Consider the following 19,298-nt stretch of genomic DNA (forward strand, 5'->3'; position numbering starts at 1 on the left):
TTTTCTACAAGTGTTTTTCCAAGCAGGGGAAAGAGTACACTTACAGTAAAATTTTTCAAAGAAAAATATTGCCCAAAATTTAATTTCGTGTTAATATGATAAATTTGCTCTTGAAGTGTGCTATAATAAAGGGGTTGGAATTAAAGGAGGTGGACGTATGTTTCAAGTTGGAGACAAGATTTTTTATCCAATGCATGGTGCTGGAATCATCGAGGCATTAGAGGAAAAAGAATTTCTCGGTGAAAAGCACCTCTATTTCGTCTTGCACATGTTGTTGAAGGAACTCGACATCATGGTTCCTGTTGAAAGAATGTCCGCCCTGGGAATTCGTAGTATCGTAGACGGACAGACGCTGGAGAAAGCATTTTGTGTCTTCCATGAGGGAGAACCAAACCTGAGTGTGAATGCTGGACAGCGCTATAAGCTGAATACCGAAAAGCTGAAAAGCGGCGACATTTTTGAATGTGCCGAAGTGATTCGGGATTTGCTTATGATCAGCAGAAACAAGATTCTCGGCACGAGTGACAAAATGATGCTCGACAATGCCATGATGAACTGGGTCAGTGAAATTGCCCTCGTTCGTGACTTGAAGAGTGACGAAGCGACCGAGCTGTTAAAGCGAATGGTTTCAGAGGAAGCTGTAAAAGTCGCTCCTTAACGGATACCTTCCCAAAGTACTCAATCTTATTTCATACGAAGATGAGGATGTGATTGCTGAAGCGATCGCATCCTTTTTTGTGTTGACTAGCTTTCCGACTTTTCCATTTTCTTTATACCCCTCTGATTAATCCGATTTGCCTATAATACCGCAATGTATGGATGCTCAGACCTGTTTGAAGTTGTTAGAAAAACCGCTCATCCTGGTATGGGACGGGCGGTTTCAAAGTTTTAATCGAAGTGTTGGTGCGTGTATTTGTATCGTGATCTTGCAGGACCTCCTTCAGTTCAGCCAGTGAACAGCCTATGCTTTGATTTTTCTCTCTCTGGACATGGCGACTATCCAATAAAACCTTCCTTTTCGTAATAGCGAATGGTAGTTTTCGTAACAGGAGCAACAGGATACATTGGTTCTGCCGTCGTCCGCGAGCTTATGCAATACGGTCATCAGGTAGTTGGCCTTAGTCGTTCAGACGAGGGTGCGGCAATCTTGAAGGCAGCTGGAGCGGAGGCGCACATCGGCACCCTGGATGATCTCGCCTGTTTTCAAAGCGGAGCCGCTTCTGCAGATGGTGTTATTCACTTGGCGTTTCGTCACGATTTCTCTGATTTCGCTGGTTCTCTCGCCACCGATCTTCGCGCTGTTGAAGCGATGGGAGCAGTGCTAAAGGGCTCGGAAACGCCCTTCGTTATTACGGCTCACGCAAATGGGCAGGCATCGGAGGATGCGGCGATGGCTCTTGCTGAACAGGGAGTGCGAACATCCATCGTGTCGCTTGCCCCGTCCGTGCATGGAGAGAAGGACAAGGGATTTGTGCCAAGACTGATCCACATTGCACGCGAGAAGGGTTTCTCCGGCTTCATTGGAGAGGGCTCCAACCGCTGGACCGCTGTACATCGTCTCGATGCGGCTTCCCTTTTCCGTTTGGCAATTGAATCCGCCACGGCAGGTTCACGGCTGGACGGAGTAGACGACGAAGGAGTGCCATTTCGCGACATCGCCGGCATCATTGGCAAGCAATTGAATGTACCGGTCGTTAGCATTTCGCAGGAAGAGGCTCAGTCGCACTTTGGCTTTCTCGGGTTGATCGCATGCTTCAGTAGACGTATATCTGCCATTGAATGTGCAAAAGGCTGGACTGAGTCGATCCGTTCAGCCTTGTTTATTGCTCTTCTATACTGAGCTGAGCAAACCTGTGACTGCAGCATTGATTTAACTTTATAATAAAAAGGGAGCAAGAAAACGCATGGAATGAGGGAGAAGCGATGAAGCAAGGGAAAACGAACGCGATGCGTCTACTCGACAAAGAAAAAATCGAGTACGAAATGCTTACGTATACAGCAGATGACGGGAAGATTGATGGGGTGTCCGTCGCGCAAAAGATTGGGCGGGAAAAGGGCATCGTTTACAAGACGCTAATTTCGCAGGGGGCGAGTAAGGCTTACTACGTCTTCGTGATTCCTGTCGAGGACGAGCTCGATCTGAAAAAAGCGGCAAAAGCCGTAGGAGAGAAGAAGATCGAAATGATACCGGTCAAAGACATAACCGCGGTGTCCGGATACATTCGTGGTGGCTGCTCTCCAGTCGGTATGAAAAAAGCTTACCCAACAGTGATAGACGAGAGCGCACAGGCCCTAGAGGTCATCATAGTCAGCGGCGGAAAAATTGGCGTGCAAATCGAGCTGACTGTTGCCGATTTGGCAAGGGCAACGAAGGCTTCCTTTGCAGGTGTTGCTATTTCCTGATGATTCGATTGGGCTCACACGTAGTACACGCAAAGGAATCGTTCCACTCCAGGGTATTTTTCACCGAGACTTTTGATCTGAAAACCGTCCTTCCGGTAAAAGCCGACAGCCTCCTGATCGGTTTCTGCCGCAATCACCTTACTTTTGTATTTTTGGATCAGAAGGTCGATTAATTGGCTGCCGTAGCCGTGTTCTCGGCTGGCTGCTCGCACTGCTATGTGTTGAAAGAACAGAAAAGGGGAACGTACAAGTTCACGCTCCCTTTTCGTTTAGATATATTTTCGGCCAATGACTTGAATGGCCCGTCTCCACATTTGCTGTAGCCGCCGTAGAGCGCTTAACGTCACGTGACGATCTGGTTTTTTCAAATAGGCTCGCAGCGGCAGGACACGAAAATGAACTCTTCCCCCGGAGAAATATCGCTGCGAATACGTCGGGACAACGGATATTTTGGTGATGGAGGTAACATCCTGCTCGTTTTTTTCAACGGTAAAGCGCAGGATGGCACCACATTGGGATTGGTCAAAGGAAAGCATGCGTTCCGAGGTAAAGTTCCCCAATGAGTAGGCTACCAGCGTTCGCTTTTTTCTGCCATCCGCTGTAGTGATCGTGGGGGTCACCACAGGTTGAAGAACATGGGGATGTGCCCCGAGAATGACATCTGCGCCGCGTTCCAACAGGCTTTGAGCGAGCAACCTCTGCTTTTGGGTAGGGATGAACCGAAATTCAATTCCAAAATGCAGGCCGACGATCAAGAGATCGACTTGAGGGCGAAGTCGGGAAATGTCTTGTTCGATTTTGTTTTGATCCAACAGATTGACAAGCCATGGCGTGTTTGGTGGAACATGCTGTTTATTCGTTCCGTACGTATAGGCAAGAATTCCGATCCGAATGCCATTCACTTCACGGATTAAATAGGTGGAGGCTTCCTTTTCGCTGCGGTACGTTCCCGTATGAGCGATCCCACGCTGGTCCAACATGTCAAGAGTGCGCAGCAAACCTTCGGGACCCCCGTCCAAGCAATGATTGTTGACCGTTGTTAAAACATCAAAACCTACTTGCTTCAGGTCCCTTGCCAGCTCGTCTGGACAGTTAAAGCGGGGATATCCTGCCCGGGCAGATCCGATTTGATAAGGCTGTGTTTTGCCGGAGAATGTCGTCTCCAGATTGCCGATCGTGAAATCAGCTCCCTGAAGGATGGGGGCGACAGGTGCGAACATATCTGCAAAGGAGTACTGGTCTGTCCCCTTTATCTGGGCAGACTCAATCTGTTCTCGCCACATCAGGATATCGCCTACTGCGGCGATCGTAGCTTTGCGATTCATAGGCATCACCTCTCCTCTATCACTACTTTATTCGGGAAGCTGGCCGCTTGTTTTGGATGAAAGCGGAGCGTTTTCATAGATAAAGGTCTAAACAGGCTGTCTTCCTTGTACATACAATATCGTTGATGGCGAAGACAGAGGTGAGGGGGAGTTCCATTGAGAGGTACCGGCAAAGGCAAAGTCAAGGGCAAAGCGAAAGCACCACCTGCGAAAACACTCATTCTCCAAAAGCCTGTGATCGCGGTGACCGGTAGTGCCGGAAAGACGACGACGAAAGAAATGATTGCAGACATCTTGAGCAGAAGATGGAACATCTATAAATCCATGTACAACAGAAACTTTTTAGGCAATACACGGGCACATATCAAACGGATCAAAAGTGAGCACAAGGCGGCTGTTCTCGAATTCGGGATGACAAATAGTGGACATATCAAAAAGCACTGTCAAATGATTCAGCCGTCGATGAGCGTGATTACCAATATTGGCACGGCACATATCGGGAATTTCGGCGGTCTGATCAATGGGGTCGCTATGGCAAAGTCAGAACTGATCCGCCACATGAAGCCCACGGGAACCGTCTTTCTCAATATGGACTGTGAGTATTCTCGAAAGCTGACGGAGAAGCCGTATGTCGGAGCGTTCGCGGGGGCATTTGTTACCGTCGGGATAGAGAGTGAGGCCGATTATCGAGCAGAAGATATTGTTATGGATGAGAAAGGAATCCACTTTACTTGTGTGTTTGGCGGGGAGCGAGAAGCGTTTTACTTGCCCATGCTTGGGGAGCACAATATTTACAACGCCTTGTTTGCTATTGCGGTAAGCCGTGCTCTAGGGTTTCCGATCGGAGTGGTTCGAGATGGTTTGCGCTCGTTTCAGGCGCAGCGAAAACGTCTGACACGCTACCGACTTGCGAATAACGTACAAGTACTGGACGACACCTACAGCTCCAACCCGGATGCGGCCAAGGCTGCGATTGATGTTCTCTGCCAAGTAGGAAGTGGAACGAAAGTAGCGGTATTGGCGAGCATGCTGGAGATGGGCAATTACGAGGTTGTCGGACATGAGGACGTCGGTCGTTATTTAAGCGAGAAGGACGTCGATTATTTATATACGATCGGAAAAAGTGCACGCCATATTGCAAGAGCAGCCATTCGTTCTGGTTTTCCTTCGAATCGGGTGATTCATTGCCAGACCAAGGCGAGACTTCACCGTTTGCTGGCGAAAAGAATTGGGCCGGATACCTCTTTTCTCGTGAAAGGCTCCCATCGACTAAAAATGGGAGAAACGGTCCTTTTTCTGTGCAAGGAAACGGTCAGACAATATCAGCAGCCGAAGTAAAGAGATTCTGGGGAAAAGCGCTTGCCACATAGGTGGACGAGGGCTTTTTCCATCTGTCTATGAAAACAGAATTAACCATTTTCCGCCTAGTGCTTTGGACATCCGTCTATGTAATCAAATCCTGTATTGGTAATATTTACAGCCTATTAGGGGTCCTCTTTTTCCAGTAAACTGGTTCCGTACCCAATCCGTTGGGATCGACACAGCCAGGAGGAGAATGAATGACGAAACGAGATTGGTTGCAAAGATCGACTGTCGCCGTCATGCTGAGTACATCCTTGCTCATGTTCTCAGAGGGCGGACATGCTGCAGCAGCGCAGACTGTGGATTCTCAATCTTCTGCCAAATCAGCAGAAGTAGTGAAGATCGCAAAGACACTGATAGGAAAAGATTACAAATACGGTGCAGAAGGGCCTAGTTCGTTTGGGTCGGCTGGCTTGGCTACGTACATATTTAAGCAGGCCGGCATTCAAGTGGATGATACCATCGCGGAGCTGTACAAAGCGGATGACAAAGTATCGTCTGCTAAGGAAGGCGATTTGGTGTTCTTTTCGTCGAATGGAAGTGGAGCTCCCAGCTTTATGGGGATCTACATTGGAGACGATCAGTATATTTATTCCTCCCAAGGGGAAGACGCTGTGGTGCTGAAAACCTTCAGTGATTATTCCAAAAAGCTGGTAGGGATTCGTCGGGTACTCCCAGAGGATACGGGAACTACCAATCCGGGAGACGGAGAGTCGTCAACTGCGATCGCGGACAAGGTCATTGCTGCGGGGAAAAAGTATTTGGGAACGCCCTATGAATACGGCTCAACACGTTCCAATAAAAAGACCATGGATTGCTCGGAATTCACGAAATGGGCGTATCTGGATGGAGCAAACATCGACATGGGCAACGGCGGGGCTCGCTCGCAAGCAAACTATGTCAAAAGTCACGGTTCCTATACAACCGACATCAGCAAGCTGAAAAAAGGAGACCTGGTCTTCTTCATGAGCTACAAAGGCTATAAACAGTCTGATTACAAAAATATTGATGTCCCCAAACAAAGTATCACTCACGTAGGAATTTACATGGGGGATGACAAGCTGCTACATACTTTCTCAAAAGAGTCCGGTGGAGTGAAAATCACGGATTTCAAAGGAACTCATTGGGAATACCGCTTTATCATGGGTGGACGCCCTTACTAAATACCATAAGTCTTCTGCCATCTACAACCATCGAACGTAAAAAGGGCAACGCATCTAGCGTTGTCCTTTTTGCATGCAGCCTGCCTGCAAGCATACGTGACAATGGCATAGCAGACAGGAGCGGAAAAATAGGTGAATGCCCCGCGGCAAACGCACATGCCATCTCCGCGTCTGCTGCATTTCCTATAGGGAGACTTGTAGGAGGTGAAACGCCATGTCACATCGTTATCCGCCACCACCGCCTGGTGGCTATCCACCGCCGCCACCGCCCCCAAGGGGAGGTTACCCACAACCACCGGGAGGTTTTCCACCGCCACCACCAGGACCACCGCCGGGCAGGACGCCTAGTTCGCCAGGAGCGCGTGGATACGGAGGAACACGTCGAATTGACGCAGGGAGTTTCTATCCTTGTTTGTACCGATACTCCTATGTATGGCTGAAGAATGGGAATTCGTTCTGGTTTTATCCTGTTTACATCAGTCGTTCTTCTGTTTCAGGCTACCGTTGGAGACGAGATCGCTGGGACTATTACGGTACGGAACTCGACCGGATTGCTTACTTTACGTGCTAAACGAACAAAGGCGCATTTCCCCTCTCCTGCTGGGAATGCGCCTGGTTCACGTTTTTCAACAACAGAGCTACTGCACGGTAAGCGGAAAGCTCTTGTGATCGTGTACCTCGCCCTTTTCTACATGGACGTTTACGGTGTAGCTGCCAGCTGATGGAAGCGTGGCGGTGGCACTGTATTGGCCTGGAGCTGTTTCTTCTGCCTCTACATACATGTGCTTCTCGTCATTTCCCTGCCAAATCTCGTACTTGACCTTGGCTTCTGCAATAGCCTGATTGTCTTTCATCAAGTGAACCATGAAGGAAGCAGGTTGACCGGCCTTGGTTGGCTCTTCTGGCATAAAGTGAAAGTCAACACCGCTCGAATGATGGTCGTTTTGGCTGGGGGCGGTGGAATTTCCATGTTCGTGGGCTTGCGAAGAGCCTGCGCTTGGGTCCTTCACTGTAAAGGCGACTTTCTGCATATTGTGAAAATCACGAGCAGTTACGTGGTAATAAACAAAATAAGAGCCGGGTTCATCAATCGTCTGCTGTGCGGTGTACACGCCATCTGCTTGAAGGGCAGCAGGAATGGTGACATGCTGTTCCTGTCCGTCCTTCCACCATTCAAATTTGACTTCCTTCGCGTCGTTGACAGCCTCCCCCTTTTGGGTCACTTTGACTGAAAAAGTGATGGCCTCGCCTTTTGCGGGCTCAGCGGGTTGAAAGGAAAAGTCGGCCTCGATCGGGTCAGAGGAGGGAAGAGACGCCTCCTGTTGATTTTGACTACAGGCAGAGACGAAGAAAGCAAATACGCAAAGCAGGGAGAAAAAATACCGTTTCATGATTACAATCCTTCCTTGTTCTTGGATATTAGCTCTTGATAAATAAGATCGGTGTTAAAATCGTCGCCCATCCCGAAAGTACGGATGACTTCGTTGCTTGCGTTGACTAAATAGGTGCTAGTCGTATGGGAGATGAAACCATCGGCTGACTTCCTGGCGACAAACCCCAGCGAGCGGGTCACAGACTGAATCGTACTTTCGTCCCCCCGTAGGATCGTCCAGCCTTGTGTTTGGATCTGCAATTGATCAGCGTATCTTTGCAGCACATCCGCCGTATCGTTTTGCGGGTCGATGGTGATGGTCAAAAACTCAACGTTTTTTCCCATTACTCCTGCATCCGTCAAGCGTTTTTGCAGCTGGACCATTTTAAAGGTCGTGGTCGGACAAACATCCGGGCAGCGCGTATAAATCAGCTCTACCAAGCGGGTTTTTCCAGGGCTGGCTGAAAGCGGGTAAGGCTTGCCATCCAAAGTCTCTAAGGTCAGAGAGGGCAGGGCAGCTTTGGCTTGCTGTAAGTCTCCCCAAAACCAGGAGGAGACAAGGGCCACAAGTACGAGTACCGGCAAAAGCAGCAGCACCCGCTTGAGGCGAATGGCATTCACAGATGCTTCAGGCATGTCCAGCCTCGCCTCCTTTCCGAATTTAATGAGGAAGCAGCTGATCATCAGGCTGGTCCCTTTCTTTCCGATACCAGGCTGTGAATATGTAAGCGAGGACGGAGCCGTAGGTCAGCTCTTGCATCAGCTTCATGATGATACCGCCTAATCGTTGATCATCGAGAGCTTCCAGGGAGACGGCAAACATGGACTTGTCGATGGGAGCGGAAAAGAAAGGTGCGCACAGCATCGTAGGTCCGTTCACGTATGTCTCGTACAGCGGAGTAGCCGAGAAAATAATCAAAGCGCAAGCTGGAGTAATCAGCACGCCGTTTGCAAAGATATACGCCAGCTTTTGCAGCTCCGTTAAGCGGTGAATCTGTGGAAGCGGTGCAATGACAGGCGTCCACATCAGGAGCGAAGAGAGCAGCAAAAGCAGGTGGATCAGATTGTGCATCGCCAAGCTATTCATCGCCATGTCCAGAATAACAGGCATGTGATAAAAGGAAAATAGGGCATTAAATAGAAGAACGGCAGGAATGGGATGGCTAAACAGGCGGATCAGTGCCCTCAACCATTTTCGTTCCAGCAGGGGTGAAAGCAGCCAGCCAGGTGTACCTGCGAGGAGCAGCAAAGGCATCACCAAATAGAGCAAGGACTGCTGCAGCATGTGTGCACTGAACAAGAAATGCCCAGCGACATTTAATGGACTTCCCATCCCGAAATAGAAAAGCAAAAGCCCTAGTGCAAACATCCATTTTTGACGGAGCAGCACCGGAGTGGAGTGGGCAAAGGTATGACGAAGCGGGCCGATCAAGGAAAAATAAGCAAAGCCAATCAAAAGGGTCAGGAATATCAATTCAGGATTCCATGTCGCTCGAAAACCAAACGTCGATGTGAAATAGGTGAGTATCATGACCAAACCTCCGTTAACCCAGGAACTTCCCCATCCATCATTATAGGCAAAGGAAGGAGAAAGCCTTATGACTCATTCGGGCTATTTTTCCAGATATAACCGGAGTGTTCACATAAATGTCACCTTCCATACAAAGACCAGCCTCCCAAAGAAGAAGGGAGGCTGGAGATGGAATTATGATTTTTTCTGTTCTTCTAACCATTGCTTCCATTCGTTCGCTTCGTGACCACCAACGAGGCGTGCCACTTCTTGTCCGCCTTTGTAGTGAACAAGGGTAGGGGTGAATTCAATTTGGAAGTCATCCCAGCTGTTGGTGAATTCGAGCAGGTTATGCTTTTTCATATCGATCTGCATCTCTTTTACGATTGGTACGAGAACTGGCGTAGTAGCTTGGCAGTGCTCGCACAGCGGGCTGTAGTAGTAAACGAACAAATCTTCTTTGTTGGTCAGGCGCGTCTTTAGTTCATCGGGCATGATCAGGTTGTCGTACAGCGGATCATTCAGCTGAGCGAGAGTAGCCGGGTTGAGATTGGCTTTGCCATACGGGTTTCCAGCAGCCTGCTGACGATTGGAGATGTCCGAATAGACGATCGCTCCGATGAGCAGGGCAGCTACCAGAATAGAGAAAAAAATGATTTTTTTCATGGATTATTGCTCCTCTCCACTTTTCAAGACGATAAATTGCAGCACGCTGATCAGGGTAAACGCGATCAGGGCCAAAAACGGAATCGTGATAAAGCCAAACCAGTTGATGTAGTCGGTATTGCAGGGCACGATTCCGCATGCGTTGCCGAGCTCATGCAGAGCAGGCACCTTTTGGATCAAATAATGATAGAGCGAGATCAGCCCTCCAATGACAGAGAGGATCAGCGCATACAAAGACATGTTGTAATCCTTGCGAGCCGAAGCGACTCCCAGCAAAATAACGAGCGGGTACATGAGAATCCGTTGGTACCAGCACAGGTTGCATGGTATGTATTTCATGACTTCTGAAAAAAAGAGACTGCCTGCCGTAGCAATCAGGGAGATTCCCCAGGAAGCAAACATGGCCTGTTCCATGGCTTGTTGACGCCTCATAAAAACACCTCGTCCTCATAGTAGCACAGTAAGCTAGGGTTGTAGATTGGTAAAAACGGTGAGACAAGACAGGGCTTGTCTGACATCGAATTGTCCGATTCCACTACCCATTGTAGTGTAAAAGCGGACAAGAAACAATATGGCAGTTTGGACAAACTGCTGTTTTATGCGTTTACCTGGACGATCGGATAAGGATGGACGTCTTGGATAGGAACGAAAATCGACTCCAGGGAAGGCCACTCTACCAGCAAGATTCCTCTGCGAAAGGCAGCTCCGCCGTCGATCCCGACGATGTTGTCGCGACGCCAAGGACCTCTGCCGCGATAACCTGGCAGCTTGGGTACGGGGGTATGACCGAATACGACGGGCATTTCGCCATCATAGCCTTCAAAAAAGGGCTCGCGAATCCACAATAAGTCTTCGGGGGCTTGCTGGGAAAGAGGGATTCCCGGACGGATGCCGGCATGGACTAAAAGGACAGCCGGGGAACCGGTCTGTGCATCTGCGGGGAGCTGGATATAAAGGGGGAGGGCTTGAAGGGCAGGCAGGAGAAAGGAGTACTGCGTAAGAATGATTTGACGCGCCTGCTCCTGAACTTCCGGAGATGGCAGTCCGCCATTGGCAAACGCCCGACGCAAAGGATGATTCCCAAGCAAAGAGCGTACGGTCGCATCCCCTCCATTGAATCGCAGGTAGTTCTCATCATTTCCTCTGCGGTCCAGCCAGTCTTCAAACATTTGTTCATGGTTGCCTTTGATGAGAAACACCTGCTGGGGATATTGCTGGCGCAGCTCAAGCAGTGAGAGCAGGACGTCCTTTGACTGCGGGCCGCGGTCGATCATATCGCCAATGACGTACAATTTATCTCCCTGACTGGGTGAAAAGGAAGCATCCTGAAGCGCTTTTTGAAACGCCTGGTACTGTCCGTGAATATCGGAAACGAAATAAGTCGTCATGGACGAGCCAACCTCCTTTGTGTACAAATGGCTTCATACTCTACTACAATATGAGAAAGTGCGAGATGGGTGAAGGCGGGGATAACATGAACAAGGATCAGGCGGAAGTTTTGGCCGCGTGGATCAAGGCTGCTTCTTCGTGTGTGGTGTTTACTGGGGCGGGGATGTCAACGGAAAGCGGACTACCCGATTTTCGGTCACAGACTGGGATGTGGCAAGGCCAAGATCCAACCAGGCTGGCAAGCACGGAAGCCATGTACCACAACAGAGAAGACTTCCTCCGTTTTTATCGGATGCGGATCGAGAGCTTGCAGTCATGCGAGCCGCATCGTGGACACACATTGCTGGCGAGCTGGGAAAAAAGGGGGGTGGTTCGGGGGATCATTACGCAAAACGTGGATGGGTTTCATCAAAGGGCAGGAAGTCAGAAGGTGGCGCAGCTACATGGCACACTTGCCTCCGTTCGATGCTTGCGCTGCGTGCGGGAGTACGCCAGCAGTCGATATTTGGAGGAAACGGGTGCCAACTGCGAGTGTGGCGGATTTTTGCGACCATCGGTAGTTTTGTTTGGTGAGGGGCTTCCACCTTTCGATTTTGAGCGAGCGGAAGAGTGGACAGAGGAAGCCGACCTGTTTATCGTCCTCGGTTCGTCTCTGCTTGTCAGTCCTGCCAACCTGTTTCCACAGAGAGCCAAACAACGCGGAGCCAGGCTGGTGATTGTGAACCGTGACACTACCCCATTGGATGAGAGGGCAGATCTGCTGATTCAAAACGAGCCGATTGGCAGCATTTTGCAGCGAACCGAAAAATATTTGAATGCGTGAGACTTCCCCCTTGTTTTTTGGAGAGGAGTTGACTAAAATATTTTTTGTAATCGTCGTGCTAGCGTAGCACAGGGGTAGTGCAGCTGATTCGTAATCAGCAGGTCGGGGGTTCAAATCCCTTCGCTAGCACCTGAGAAACAAAAAACCAGGGAGAATTTTTCCCTGGTTTTTTTCATTATAGACCGATTTATTTCCACGAATCGACTTCCCCTGTAAGGGCATTTACGTAGCGGTCAGCTGCTGAAAAGGAAGGGACGTAAGCCAAAACAGGCGAGTCCTTTTCCGGGTCCAGATCACTGGGATATACGTAAGCCAGCCCTACTGGCAAAGCTCTCATCCAGTTCTGCTTGGCTTCCTCTAATGAAAGGACGCCTGGTATCGCAGCGGAAGAGGGGGCGTAGGTCCGGGCAGTTGCGGAATTCAGGACATTTCCATGCAGATCCATTGTGATTACGACGAGTGGTTTGCTAGACCGCACACCATTTGCACTTGCGTAAAGCTCCATCCAAGCTCTGGCAGGACTCGTGGCTTTCTCGGACGATTGGGGATACGCGCGCAGTATGTAATCCCCAGGTGCAAGTGGTATGTACCGTTTCATAAATGTCAGGGCTTGCCCTCGTGCCTCCGACAGATCGACGAGGGCGTCGCTGTCATCATCTGCACGGTAAGCGCTGAGTTGAACAGAAAGAAGTTCGCTCGTTTGTTCACTTACCCGAATCTCCAGAGTCTGCCTATCATTTTCCACGGTGTAAATGGAAATTGGCGGTTCATTTGGGTGACTCTCCCTACTGGCAGAAGTCGACAGCTGATCCGACTTCAGACCAAAAAAGGTGGCCGCGAGCTCCTTCGCTGCGACAGGCGTCGTGATGGACTGTTTGGTTGACTGCTTATCTATGGTGATGTGAGTGTCAGTGAAGTCCGCCGATGCTTCAAGGGCTTTTCCGGTTTTGGCATCAATGGCGCTGTAGGGAAGGGCCGCGTATGCATAGCGCCCGTTCTCGTCGTCATAAGTCAGTTCCAGCTGGAGCTGGCTGGAAAATTGATGTATGGCTTGCTCCCTGGAAAGAATGCCGGCTTTCGAGGGGAGATTGTTTTCCTTAAAGTCGGCGTCCCGAAGTTGATAAGAGGATACGTGACCGCTTGAATCCACGAAGATTTCACCGACCGATTTCTGTACAGGAATCTCATTGACGACGGGATATACGGGGAAGATCGCCATCTTGGAGCTGCTCCACAACGTACCGCGCTCTGCCGAGGCGAATTTCTCAGCGAGCACCAGCTCTACAAAGTCTGCGGCAGTACTTCGGGCTGCTTCCAAATTGGGGGGCTGATCCTTTGGAGATTTGGACCAAGCTGCAGTCAGCTGTGTCAGCCTATCATCCTTGTCTGAAAAAGAGAGGTAAATAGTTGTAGGTACGGATGGCAGACTGGAGTCCACCTCTTTGTTTTGCAAAGTGACATGGGTTTTCTGAGCGGAGATCGAATACGCTGTCAGTCCGAAGTATTCGATCGTTTGCTCTACCGTGCGCTTGACACGTGGCGAAGAGCTCTTCAAGGCATCTGTGTTCTCTTCCAGCGATAGTGCTGCAGCTTTTGAATGGGGGATAACGGGGAGGGACCATTTGTTTCCAATTACTCCGCTTCACGAAATGTTTTCTCCGCCCTAGAGCTTCCTAGCAAAACATGTTACCATCGAAGAAAAGCATTCATTTGCATTTCAAGGCAAATAGAAAAGTACAGGTGACTACCATGCAAATCGTAACGGTTGAAAATCTCTCCAAAAGCTACGGAGAGAAAGTTCTTTTTGACAATATATCTTTTCATATCGGCGAGCAGCAGCGAATCGGCTTGATCGGTGTAAATGGGACAGGGAAATCCACCCTCTTGAAAATTATCGCGGGCTTGGATACGGCAGACAGCGGAAAGATCGTGCACGCCAACAGGTTTCATGTAGAATATTTGCCGCAGAATCCGAGCTTTGATGAAGATTCTTCTATATTGGATCAGGTGTTTTATGGCGAATCAGCGCTGATCCAGCTGATGCGGGAGTACGAAGGCGCTTTGGCTGACCTGCAGCTCTCGCCAAGCGATGAGAAAAAGCAGTCGCGTGTCTTGGCTCTACAGACCAAAATGGACGCCGCGGATGCCTGGGAGAGCAATACACAGGCGAAGACGATCCTGACCCAGCTGGGCTTGCACGATTTCACGCAAAAGGTGAGCGAGCTTTCTGGCGGTCAGCGGAAACGGGTTGCCATGGCACGGGCTCTGATTCAGCCAGCGGACCTGCTGATTTTGGATGAGCCGACCAACCATATTGACAATGAAACCGTAGAGTGGCTGGAAGAGTACTTGTCCCGCTATAAAGGAGCATTGCTGCTCGTCACGCATGATCGCTACTTTCTGGACCGTGTGACGAACCGGACCTTTGAGCTGGATCGCGGGAAGCTTTTCAGCTACGAGGGCAATTACGCGACCTTCTTGGAAAAAAGGGCGGAGCGTGAGGATAATGAAGCCGCAGCAGAGAGCAAGCGGCAAAATTTGCTGAGACGCGAGCTTGCTTGGCTGCGCCGGGGAGCCAAAGCGCGAACCACCAAGCAAAAAGCGCGTGTACAACGAGCGGAGGAGCTGCGTGATCGTGTGGTCGAAGGACCAGGCGCCAAGATGGATATGGCGCTGGGAGCAAGCCGTCTCGGCAAAAAGGTCATTGAGCTGGAACAAATCAGCAAGTCTTACGGGGATCGCCAGCTGATCAAAGACTTCAGCTACATCGTGCTTCCAGGCGACCGTGTAGGGATCATTGGCCCAAATGGAAGCGGAAAATCGACGCTGCTCAACATGCTGGCAGGAAGAATTCAGCCAGATGCAGGGACGATCGATATCGGCCAAACGGTGAAGATTGCTTACTACACGCAGGACAGCGTCGAAATGAACGAAAAACTGCGCGTGATCGAATACGTAAAGGAAGCGGCGGAAGTCATTCAGACGAGTGACGGGGAATCGATCACGGCCTCGCAAATGCTGGAGCGTTTTCTGTTCTCTCCGCATATGCAGTACACACCGATTTCCCGCCTGTCTGGTGGAGAACGCCGGCGTCTGTATTTGCTCCGCACGTTGATGGGGGAGCCGAATGTCCTTTTCCTGGATGAGCCGACGAACGATTTGGATATTCAGACGCTGAGCATTTTGGAAGATTATCTGGAGCAGTTTCCGGGTGCGGTGATCACCGTTTCCCATGACCGTTACTTTTTGGATCGGACGGTTGACCATCTGTTCGCTTTTGAGGGGCAGGGCCGTATCCGGGATTTTATGGGGAATTACTCCGAGTACCTGGAGGAGCTGCGGGCACAAAAAGCAGTCGCAGCACCTGCCCCTGCTGTTTCCAGTGAAAAAAGCGAGAACAGCAATGCCAACCGGGGAAACAACCGGACCAAGAAGCTTTCTTATAAGGATCAAAAAGAGTGGGATGAAATCGAAGGCAAAATCGCAGCGCTGGAAGAGCGCAGCGTAGTGCTGAAGAAAGAGATTGCAGCATCCGGCAGCGATTACGGAAAAATCGAGAGGCTGTACGCCGAGGAACAGCAGGTAGCATCTGACCTGGAAGCGACGATTGAACGCTGGGCAGAGCTCTCCGCCATGGTGGAAGAGCTGGAGCAGGGAAAATAAGAATTCTTGCTGCTAGTGCCAATCTCTGTGTATGTAGCCAGTAATTGTGGCTGTGAAACGACAGTGGGCTTCTGTAGACTGTAATAGATTACTTAGTAGAGGAGTCGCTGTCGTTGCCTGCCTACAAGTTGGACCCAGAATGGGTAATGTCTTATCTAACCATGCAAGAAGAGAAGCTCACCCTGGAGCTTCAACCAGACCAAAAAGATGTAGTGATGAACAAAATACGAGAATTGACATTGTCTATCATGTACAAGCAAGCCAGAAGATACCTGGTGTATTTTGAGTCTAGTGAACCGGATGAAGAAGACAAAAACGTAAGACTCATGTGAAAAAGACCCGCCTCAAAGCAAGCAGAGGCGGGTCTTTGCTGTTTGTGAAAAAAAGAAATAGAGTGCACTACGTGGCCCTGATTCTTACAGGAGTGCCAATGGGGACGAGGCTTGCCAACGTATTCACATCTACGTTATACATTCGGATACAGCCGTGAGAGACGTATTTGCCGATGGAGGAAGGGTCATTGGTACCATGAATGCCGTAGTGGGGCTGGCTCAAACCAAGCCAATACGTGCCGAAAACGCTCAAAGGTCCGCCGGGGTAGGAATCCGGATAAGGGACTTTATTGATGATGGTGAAATCTCCTCGAGGAGTGGAAGTCGCAATTTTCCCCAATGCAACCGGAAAGGAGCGGACCCGTGTGGAGGCATCATACAAATCCAGGCGCAGCTTGGCGATGGAGATGCGGATGCTGTAATCAGGCATGATCTCACCTCCTGGCAAAATAGGTCAGCGCGCACGAAAATCCAGAGAAAAGGGGTCGGGGTAACGCAAACCATCCCGGTAAAATAAGGTGCGCACCCAAGCGTACATACGCAGAGGGATAGACGGAAAGACGATGGCCAGCTGTCCCTTTTCCAGAATGGGCAAATCCACCGGGGACAAAATCTCGTACGGAACGCCTTCTTGATCCAATAACAGCTTGTATTTGTGAGCTTCACTCCAGCTGACCGGGTAGTAAAAGGATCTTTCCATTTCATCCAACACCTTTCCATGGTTCACTACTACCCATTGTATGCGAACCCATTGAGATAAAAAAAGAAAACACAGCCTATTGAAGGAAAAATAGGCTGTGCTTGGATGAGGAAAAGGACTTAAGGCAAATCGATCAGCATGAAGTAGGTATCTTGGGCAGCGCGGATATCCAGGCTAGTTGTTTTGGTGATGCGTGCGGCATCTCGTGTCTCAAGCGTGGCGTCCTCGTTTAGCACAAGCTCTCCTTCCATGACGAACAGATAGATGCGCCTGCCAGGATTTTGTTCAAAATGAACCGCTTTTCCTGCTTCCAGGCGCGAGAGGTAGAGCGTCAGGTCTTGATGGATTTTGGCCGTTTCTTCGCCGCCCTCGGTGGATACGACCGGGAGTAGCTGGTTCACCAGCTTGGCTGGATCGTATGACTTTTGCTCATAGGACGGAGAGAGGCCGTACTCTGCCGGCTCAAACCAGATTTGCAGGAACTTGACTTCCTCGGTCGCCGAGGGATTCATCTCGGAGTGAACGACCCCAGTGCCTGCACTCATCCGCTGTACTTCTCCCGGTCGAACGACCTCCTGACGTCCCGTGCTGTCGCGGTGACCGAGCTGTCCTTGCAAAACGATCGAGACGATCTCCATTTCACGGTGAGGGTGTGAGCCAAATCCGGTTTGCGGGGCAACCGTATCGTCATTGAAGACGCGCAATGGCCCAAATCCCATATTGTCTGGATCATAGTAATCCGCAAAGGAAAAGCTGAAATTGCTTTTTAACCAGCCGTGATCTGCTGTGTAGCGTGATGCGGCTTTATGTACGTCAATCATGAGAAGCCTCCTCGTCATTCTAGGTTCTGTCCGTTATCGTAACGCTAACCCTTACTTTTGTGAATGATTTTCGCCCGATTTCATTGTAAAGTGGAAGCAGGTGGCAATTAGGAGGGACTCTCGTGTGACGCAGACTCATTTGCACTTCAACATGCATATAGGCAGAAAGAAACCGGAAAGCGTGATCAATCGGGAAACTGCTTGTCCATTTTGCGACACCAATAACCTGACGAATATCCTCGAGCAGCGCGGGTCCATGATCTGGCTTATGAACAAGTTCCCCGTTTTGCAGGATACCTATCAGACGGTTCTGATCGAGTCGGATGATTGCGAAGGGGATTGGTCGACTTATTCAAAAGCACACGTGCATGAGCTGCTCTCGTTTGGCGTAGAGAAGTGGCAGGAGCTTTCGAATAGCGGATCTTTTCAATCTGTGCTCTTCTTCAAGAACCACGGACCGTACTCCGGGGGCAGCATTCGCCATCCACATATGCAAATTGTTGGCTTGAATAACTACGATTATCGCAGCCAAGTAAAGGAAATGGACTTTGAGGGAATCACCATTGACCGCGGGCGAGGGGTGGAGTGCAATCTGTCTACCCATCCGCGCGCAGGCTTTTTTGAATACAACGTGATCCTAACAGACTGGGATCAGCTGGACAGGATGGCTGAGTACTTACAAATTCTGGCACACTGGATTTTGAACCACGTCAATCGCCGTTGTCTCAGCTATAACTTTTTCTTTTATCGCTGGGGAGACAAGCTGATCGCAAAAGCCGTGCCACGCTTTGTTACCTCTCCGCTCTACATCGGCTATTCCATTCCGCAGGTGGCCAATAATTTGGATGATATGGTTACAGAAATGAGGCATCTTTACTTTTAGGGGGCTTGGAGAGTATGGGGTATCAAGTTCGTGGAACCACACAAATGACAGCAGAAGAGCTGTCCGCAGTAAAGCAGCTGGTGAAAGTATGCAATGAGCATGACGGAATTGACCTTAAAATAAATCCAGACATGCTCACTCGACGTTCGGGCACTCACTCGGAAGATTTTTTGTGCTACGAAGACGATCAGCTGGTAGGTTTCTTGGGGATGTACGTATTTCATGGAGCAGAGGCGGAAGTAAGCGGCATGGTGCATCCGCAGTATCGCAGAAAAGGAATTTTCCGGGCGATGCAGGCTCAGGCGGCAGAAGAATGTCAGCAGAGAAAGATTCCAGAACAGCTGTTTATCGTTCAAAGAGAGTCTTTGTCGGGAAAAGCTTGCATGGAGCATTTGGGAGCGCAGTATAAATTTTCGGAGTATTGGATGGACCTTCAGGGGGAAAAGAAAAACGTCCCCGTGAGCGCTATCCAGATGCGTGCTGCAGAAAAGGCTGATCTGGAAACGTTGATCTGGCTGAATGTCCACGGCTTTCAGATGGAGGAAGAGCAGGCGAGAGAAATGAGCAGGCGCATCGAAGGCGAGTCGAACAGCAAAACGTACCTTATCCTTGTCGAGGATAAGCCCGTCGGCAAGATCAGCGCGATGATCAGTGAGGGAAAAGGCTTTATTTTCGGCTTCTGTGTGCATCCCGATCATCAGGGAAAAGGGTATGGACGTCAAGCATTGGCGAAAACGATCGAGCTGATTTTCGAGCAAGGCTACGAGGAAATGTCACTGGAGGTCGCCTGCGAGAACAGCCATGCGCTCGGTCTTTACGAATCGTGCGGATTTGTCGTCAAATCGGCGAACGATTACTACAAGCTACTACTTTAATTGCACAGTTG

The 19,298-nt window shown here is 49.9% G+C and carries 22 protein-coding genes, 1 tRNA gene and 1 pseudogene; 11 read left to right on the forward strand and 13 right to left on the reverse strand.

The genetic code is table 11. From position 1 onward, the window contains the following. Nucleotides 1-157: 157 nt before the first annotated feature. Nucleotides 158-658 carry a CarD family transcriptional regulator gene (locus tag ACLIN2_RS10790; protein ID WP_411504022.1) on the forward strand — a complete coding sequence of 167 codons (501 nt, stop codon included), beginning with the start codon at nucleotides 158-160 and terminating at the stop codon, nucleotides 656-658. Between the two features lie 112 nt (nucleotides 659-770). Here the strand turns inward: ACLIN2_RS10790 and ACLIN2_RS10795 are convergent. Next, nucleotides 771-836, reverse strand: a pseudogene (locus ACLIN2_RS10795) (MerR family DNA-binding transcriptional regulator); the annotation flags it as partial. A 194-nt stretch (nucleotides 837-1,030) separates the two neighbouring features. Between ACLIN2_RS10795 and ACLIN2_RS10800 the strand changes: the two are divergent. Both ACLIN2_RS10800 and ybaK read left to right on the forward strand, forming a co-directional pair. Then, the gene (locus ACLIN2_RS10800; RefSeq protein ID WP_411504023.1) at nucleotides 1,031-1,840 is read left to right on the forward strand and encodes an SDR family oxidoreductase; all 810 of its coding nucleotides are present in this window, start codon (nucleotides 1,031-1,033) and stop codon (nucleotides 1,838-1,840) included. A gap of 83 nt (nucleotides 1,841-1,923) precedes the next feature. Then, on the forward strand, nucleotides 1,924-2,403 hold the full coding sequence (gene ybaK, locus ACLIN2_RS10805) for a Cys-tRNA(Pro) deacylase (RefSeq protein WP_411504024.1): 480 nt from the start codon (nucleotides 1,924-1,926) through the stop codon (nucleotides 2,401-2,403). A gap of 14 nt (nucleotides 2,404-2,417) precedes the next feature. Here ybaK and ACLIN2_RS10810 read toward each other — a convergent pair whose 3' ends face one another. Next, on the reverse strand, nucleotides 2,418-2,636 hold the full coding sequence (locus ACLIN2_RS10810) for a GNAT family N-acetyltransferase (protein ID WP_411504536.1): 219 nt from the start codon (nucleotides 2,634-2,636) through the stop codon (nucleotides 2,418-2,420). 36 nt (nucleotides 2,637-2,672) lie between these two features. Next, a complete protein-coding gene (locus ACLIN2_RS10815) occupies nucleotides 2,673-3,728 on the reverse strand; it encodes a CapA family protein (protein WP_400582726.1) in 1,056 nt (351 codons plus the stop codon). A gap of 156 nt (nucleotides 3,729-3,884) precedes the next feature. Between ACLIN2_RS10815 and ACLIN2_RS10820 the strand changes: the two genes are divergently transcribed. Both ACLIN2_RS10820 and ACLIN2_RS10825 read left to right on the forward strand, forming a co-directional pair. Beyond that, complete coding sequence (locus ACLIN2_RS10820; RefSeq protein ID WP_411504025.1) at nucleotides 3,885-5,066, forward strand: UDP-N-acetylmuramoyl-tripeptide--D-alanyl-D-alanine ligase; 1,182 nt, start codon at nucleotides 3,885-3,887, stop codon at nucleotides 5,064-5,066. Between the two features lie 221 nt (nucleotides 5,067-5,287). Further along, nucleotides 5,288-6,253: a C40 family peptidase gene (locus ACLIN2_RS10825; protein ID WP_411504026.1), complete on the forward strand. Its 966-nt coding sequence runs from the start codon at nucleotides 5,288-5,290 to the stop codon at nucleotides 6,251-6,253. Nucleotides 6,254-6,891: 638 nt separating this feature from the next. On the opposite strand, the gene ACLIN2_RS10830 is transcribed toward ACLIN2_RS10825, so the two are convergent. From ACLIN2_RS10830 to ACLIN2_RS10855, 6 genes are all read right to left on the reverse strand, one after another. After that, nucleotides 6,892-7,644: a FixH family protein gene (locus ACLIN2_RS10830; protein ID WP_327931556.1), complete on the reverse strand. Its 753-nt coding sequence runs from the start codon at nucleotides 7,642-7,644 to the stop codon at nucleotides 6,892-6,894. 2 nt (nucleotides 7,645-7,646) lie between these two features. Further along, nucleotides 7,647-8,261: an SCO family protein gene (locus ACLIN2_RS10835; RefSeq protein ID WP_411504027.1), complete on the reverse strand. Its 615-nt coding sequence runs from the start codon at nucleotides 8,259-8,261 to the stop codon at nucleotides 7,647-7,649. Between the two features lie 25 nt (nucleotides 8,262-8,286). After that, on the reverse strand, nucleotides 8,287-9,156 hold the full coding sequence (gene ctaG / locus ACLIN2_RS10840) for a cytochrome c oxidase assembly factor CtaG (RefSeq protein WP_411504028.1): 870 nt from the start codon (nucleotides 9,154-9,156) through the stop codon (nucleotides 8,287-8,289). Nucleotides 9,157-9,330: 174 nt separating this feature from the next. After that, nucleotides 9,331-9,801, reverse strand: coding sequence for a thioredoxin family protein (locus ACLIN2_RS10845; protein WP_092269218.1), 471 nt, complete (start codon nucleotides 9,799-9,801; stop codon nucleotides 9,331-9,333). 3 nt (nucleotides 9,802-9,804) lie between these two features. After that, nucleotides 9,805-10,233 carry a disulfide oxidoreductase gene (locus tag ACLIN2_RS10850; protein ID WP_411504029.1) on the reverse strand — a complete coding sequence of 143 codons (429 nt, stop codon included), beginning with the start codon at nucleotides 10,231-10,233 and terminating at the stop codon, nucleotides 9,805-9,807. Nucleotides 10,234-10,397: 164 nt separating this feature from the next. Continuing rightward, the gene (locus ACLIN2_RS10855; RefSeq protein WP_411504030.1) at nucleotides 10,398-11,189 is read right to left on the reverse strand and encodes a metallophosphoesterase family protein; all 792 of its coding nucleotides are present in this window, start codon (nucleotides 11,187-11,189) and stop codon (nucleotides 10,398-10,400) included. Between the two features lie 86 nt (nucleotides 11,190-11,275). Here ACLIN2_RS10855 and ACLIN2_RS10860 point away from each other — a divergent pair, with 86 nt between their 5' ends. Together ACLIN2_RS10860 and ACLIN2_RS10865 are read left to right on the forward strand one after the other, a co-directional pair. Continuing rightward, nucleotides 11,276-12,013: an NAD-dependent deacylase gene (locus ACLIN2_RS10860; RefSeq protein WP_411504031.1), complete on the forward strand. Its 738-nt coding sequence runs from the start codon at nucleotides 11,276-11,278 to the stop codon at nucleotides 12,011-12,013. 57 nt (nucleotides 12,014-12,070) lie between these two features. Beyond that, nucleotides 12,071-12,142: transfer RNA gene (locus tag ACLIN2_RS10865), tRNA-Thr, on the forward strand. A gap of 58 nt (nucleotides 12,143-12,200) precedes the next feature. Here the strand turns inward: ACLIN2_RS10865 and ACLIN2_RS10870 are convergent. Next, nucleotides 12,201-13,568: a hypothetical protein gene (locus tag ACLIN2_RS10870; protein ID WP_411504032.1), complete on the reverse strand. Its 1,368-nt coding sequence runs from the start codon at nucleotides 13,566-13,568 to the stop codon at nucleotides 12,201-12,203. 194 nt (nucleotides 13,569-13,762) lie between these two features. Here ACLIN2_RS10870 and ACLIN2_RS10875 point away from each other — a divergent pair, with 194 nt between their 5' ends. Then, entirely contained in the window at nucleotides 13,763-15,676 is a 1,914-nt protein-coding gene (locus tag ACLIN2_RS10875) for an ABC-F family ATP-binding cassette domain-containing protein (RefSeq protein ID WP_411504033.1), read from the forward strand. Nucleotides 15,677-15,789: 113 nt separating this feature from the next. Then, complete coding sequence (locus ACLIN2_RS10880; protein WP_092269203.1) at nucleotides 15,790-16,008, forward strand: hypothetical protein; 219 nt, start codon at nucleotides 15,790-15,792, stop codon at nucleotides 16,006-16,008. Between the two features lie 67 nt (nucleotides 16,009-16,075). Here ACLIN2_RS10880 and ACLIN2_RS10885 read toward each other — a convergent pair whose 3' ends face one another. The 3 genes from ACLIN2_RS10885 to ACLIN2_RS10895 form a co-directional block, all read right to left on the reverse strand. Further along, entirely contained in the window at nucleotides 16,076-16,438 is a 363-nt protein-coding gene (locus tag ACLIN2_RS10885; RefSeq protein ID WP_092269200.1) for a L,D-transpeptidase, read from the reverse strand. Nucleotides 16,439-16,462: 24 nt separating this feature from the next. Beyond that, nucleotides 16,463-16,708, reverse strand: coding sequence for a hypothetical protein (locus ACLIN2_RS10890; RefSeq protein ID WP_092269197.1), 246 nt, complete (start codon nucleotides 16,706-16,708; stop codon nucleotides 16,463-16,465). A gap of 119 nt (nucleotides 16,709-16,827) precedes the next feature. Continuing rightward, the gene (locus tag ACLIN2_RS10895) at nucleotides 16,828-17,529 is read right to left on the reverse strand and encodes a pirin family protein (RefSeq protein ID WP_411504034.1); all 702 of its coding nucleotides are present in this window, start codon (nucleotides 17,527-17,529) and stop codon (nucleotides 16,828-16,830) included. 124 nt (nucleotides 17,530-17,653) lie between these two features. On the opposite strand from ACLIN2_RS10895, the gene ACLIN2_RS10900 reads away from it, so the two are divergent. Next, a complete protein-coding gene (locus ACLIN2_RS10900; RefSeq protein ID WP_411504035.1) occupies nucleotides 17,654-18,412 on the forward strand; it encodes a DUF4931 domain-containing protein in 759 nt (252 codons plus the stop codon). A gap of 14 nt (nucleotides 18,413-18,426) precedes the next feature. Then, the gene (locus ACLIN2_RS10905; RefSeq protein WP_411504036.1) at nucleotides 18,427-19,287 is read left to right on the forward strand and encodes a GNAT family N-acetyltransferase; all 861 of its coding nucleotides are present in this window, start codon (nucleotides 18,427-18,429) and stop codon (nucleotides 19,285-19,287) included. Nucleotides 19,288-19,298: the final 11 nt, after the last annotated feature.

This window comes from Brevibacillus centrosporus (genome assembly GCF_046622605.1).
GTDB lineage: Bacteria > Bacillota > Bacilli > Brevibacillales > Brevibacillaceae > Brevibacillus > Brevibacillus centrosporus.

Excerpts from the sequence above, each read along its gene's own strand:
- ACLIN2_RS10790 (WP_411504022.1), top strand. The coding sequence starts at position 158 with ATGTTTCAAGTTGGAGACAAGATTTTTTATCCAATGCATGGTGCTGGA.
- ACLIN2_RS10800 (WP_411504023.1), top strand. The coding sequence starts at position 1,031 with ATGGTAGTTTTCGTAACAGGAGCAACAGGATACATTGGTTCTGCCGTC.
- ybaK (WP_411504024.1), top strand. The coding sequence starts at position 1,924 with ATGAAGCAAGGGAAAACGAACGCGATGCGTCTACTCGACAAAGAAAAA.
- ACLIN2_RS10815 (WP_400582726.1), bottom strand. The coding sequence starts at position 3,728 with ATGAATCGCAAAGCTACGATCGCCGCAGTAGGCGATATCCTGATGTGG.
- ACLIN2_RS10825 (WP_411504026.1), top strand. The coding sequence starts at position 5,288 with ATGACGAAACGAGATTGGTTGCAAAGATCGACTGTCGCCGTCATGCTG.
- ACLIN2_RS10830 (WP_327931556.1), bottom strand. The coding sequence starts at position 7,644 with ATGAAACGGTATTTTTTCTCCCTGCTTTGCGTATTTGCTTTCTTCGTC.
- ACLIN2_RS10835 (WP_411504027.1), bottom strand. The coding sequence starts at position 8,261 with ATGCCTGAAGCATCTGTGAATGCCATTCGCCTCAAGCGGGTGCTGCTG.
- ctaG (WP_411504028.1), bottom strand. The coding sequence starts at position 9,156 with ATGATACTCACCTATTTCACATCGACGTTTGGTTTTCGAGCGACATGG.
- ACLIN2_RS10845 (WP_092269218.1), bottom strand. The coding sequence starts at position 9,801 with ATGAAAAAAATCATTTTTTTCTCTATTCTGGTAGCTGCCCTGCTCATC.
- ACLIN2_RS10850 (WP_411504029.1), bottom strand. The coding sequence starts at position 10,233 with ATGAGGCGTCAACAAGCCATGGAACAGGCCATGTTTGCTTCCTGGGGA.
- ACLIN2_RS10855 (WP_411504030.1), bottom strand. The coding sequence starts at position 11,189 with ATGACGACTTATTTCGTTTCCGATATTCACGGACAGTACCAGGCGTTT.
- ACLIN2_RS10860 (WP_411504031.1), top strand. The coding sequence starts at position 11,276 with ATGAACAAGGATCAGGCGGAAGTTTTGGCCGCGTGGATCAAGGCTGCT.
- ACLIN2_RS10875 (WP_411504033.1), top strand. The coding sequence starts at position 13,763 with ATGCAAATCGTAACGGTTGAAAATCTCTCCAAAAGCTACGGAGAGAAA.
- ACLIN2_RS10885 (WP_092269200.1), bottom strand. The coding sequence starts at position 16,438 with ATGCCTGATTACAGCATCCGCATCTCCATCGCCAAGCTGCGCCTGGAT.
- ACLIN2_RS10890 (WP_092269197.1), bottom strand. The coding sequence starts at position 16,708 with ATGGAAAGATCCTTTTACTACCCGGTCAGCTGGAGTGAAGCTCACAAA.
- ACLIN2_RS10895 (WP_411504034.1), bottom strand. The coding sequence starts at position 17,529 with ATGATTGACGTACATAAAGCCGCATCACGCTACACAGCAGATCACGGC.
- ACLIN2_RS10905 (WP_411504036.1), top strand. The coding sequence starts at position 18,427 with ATGGGGTATCAAGTTCGTGGAACCACACAAATGACAGCAGAAGAGCTG.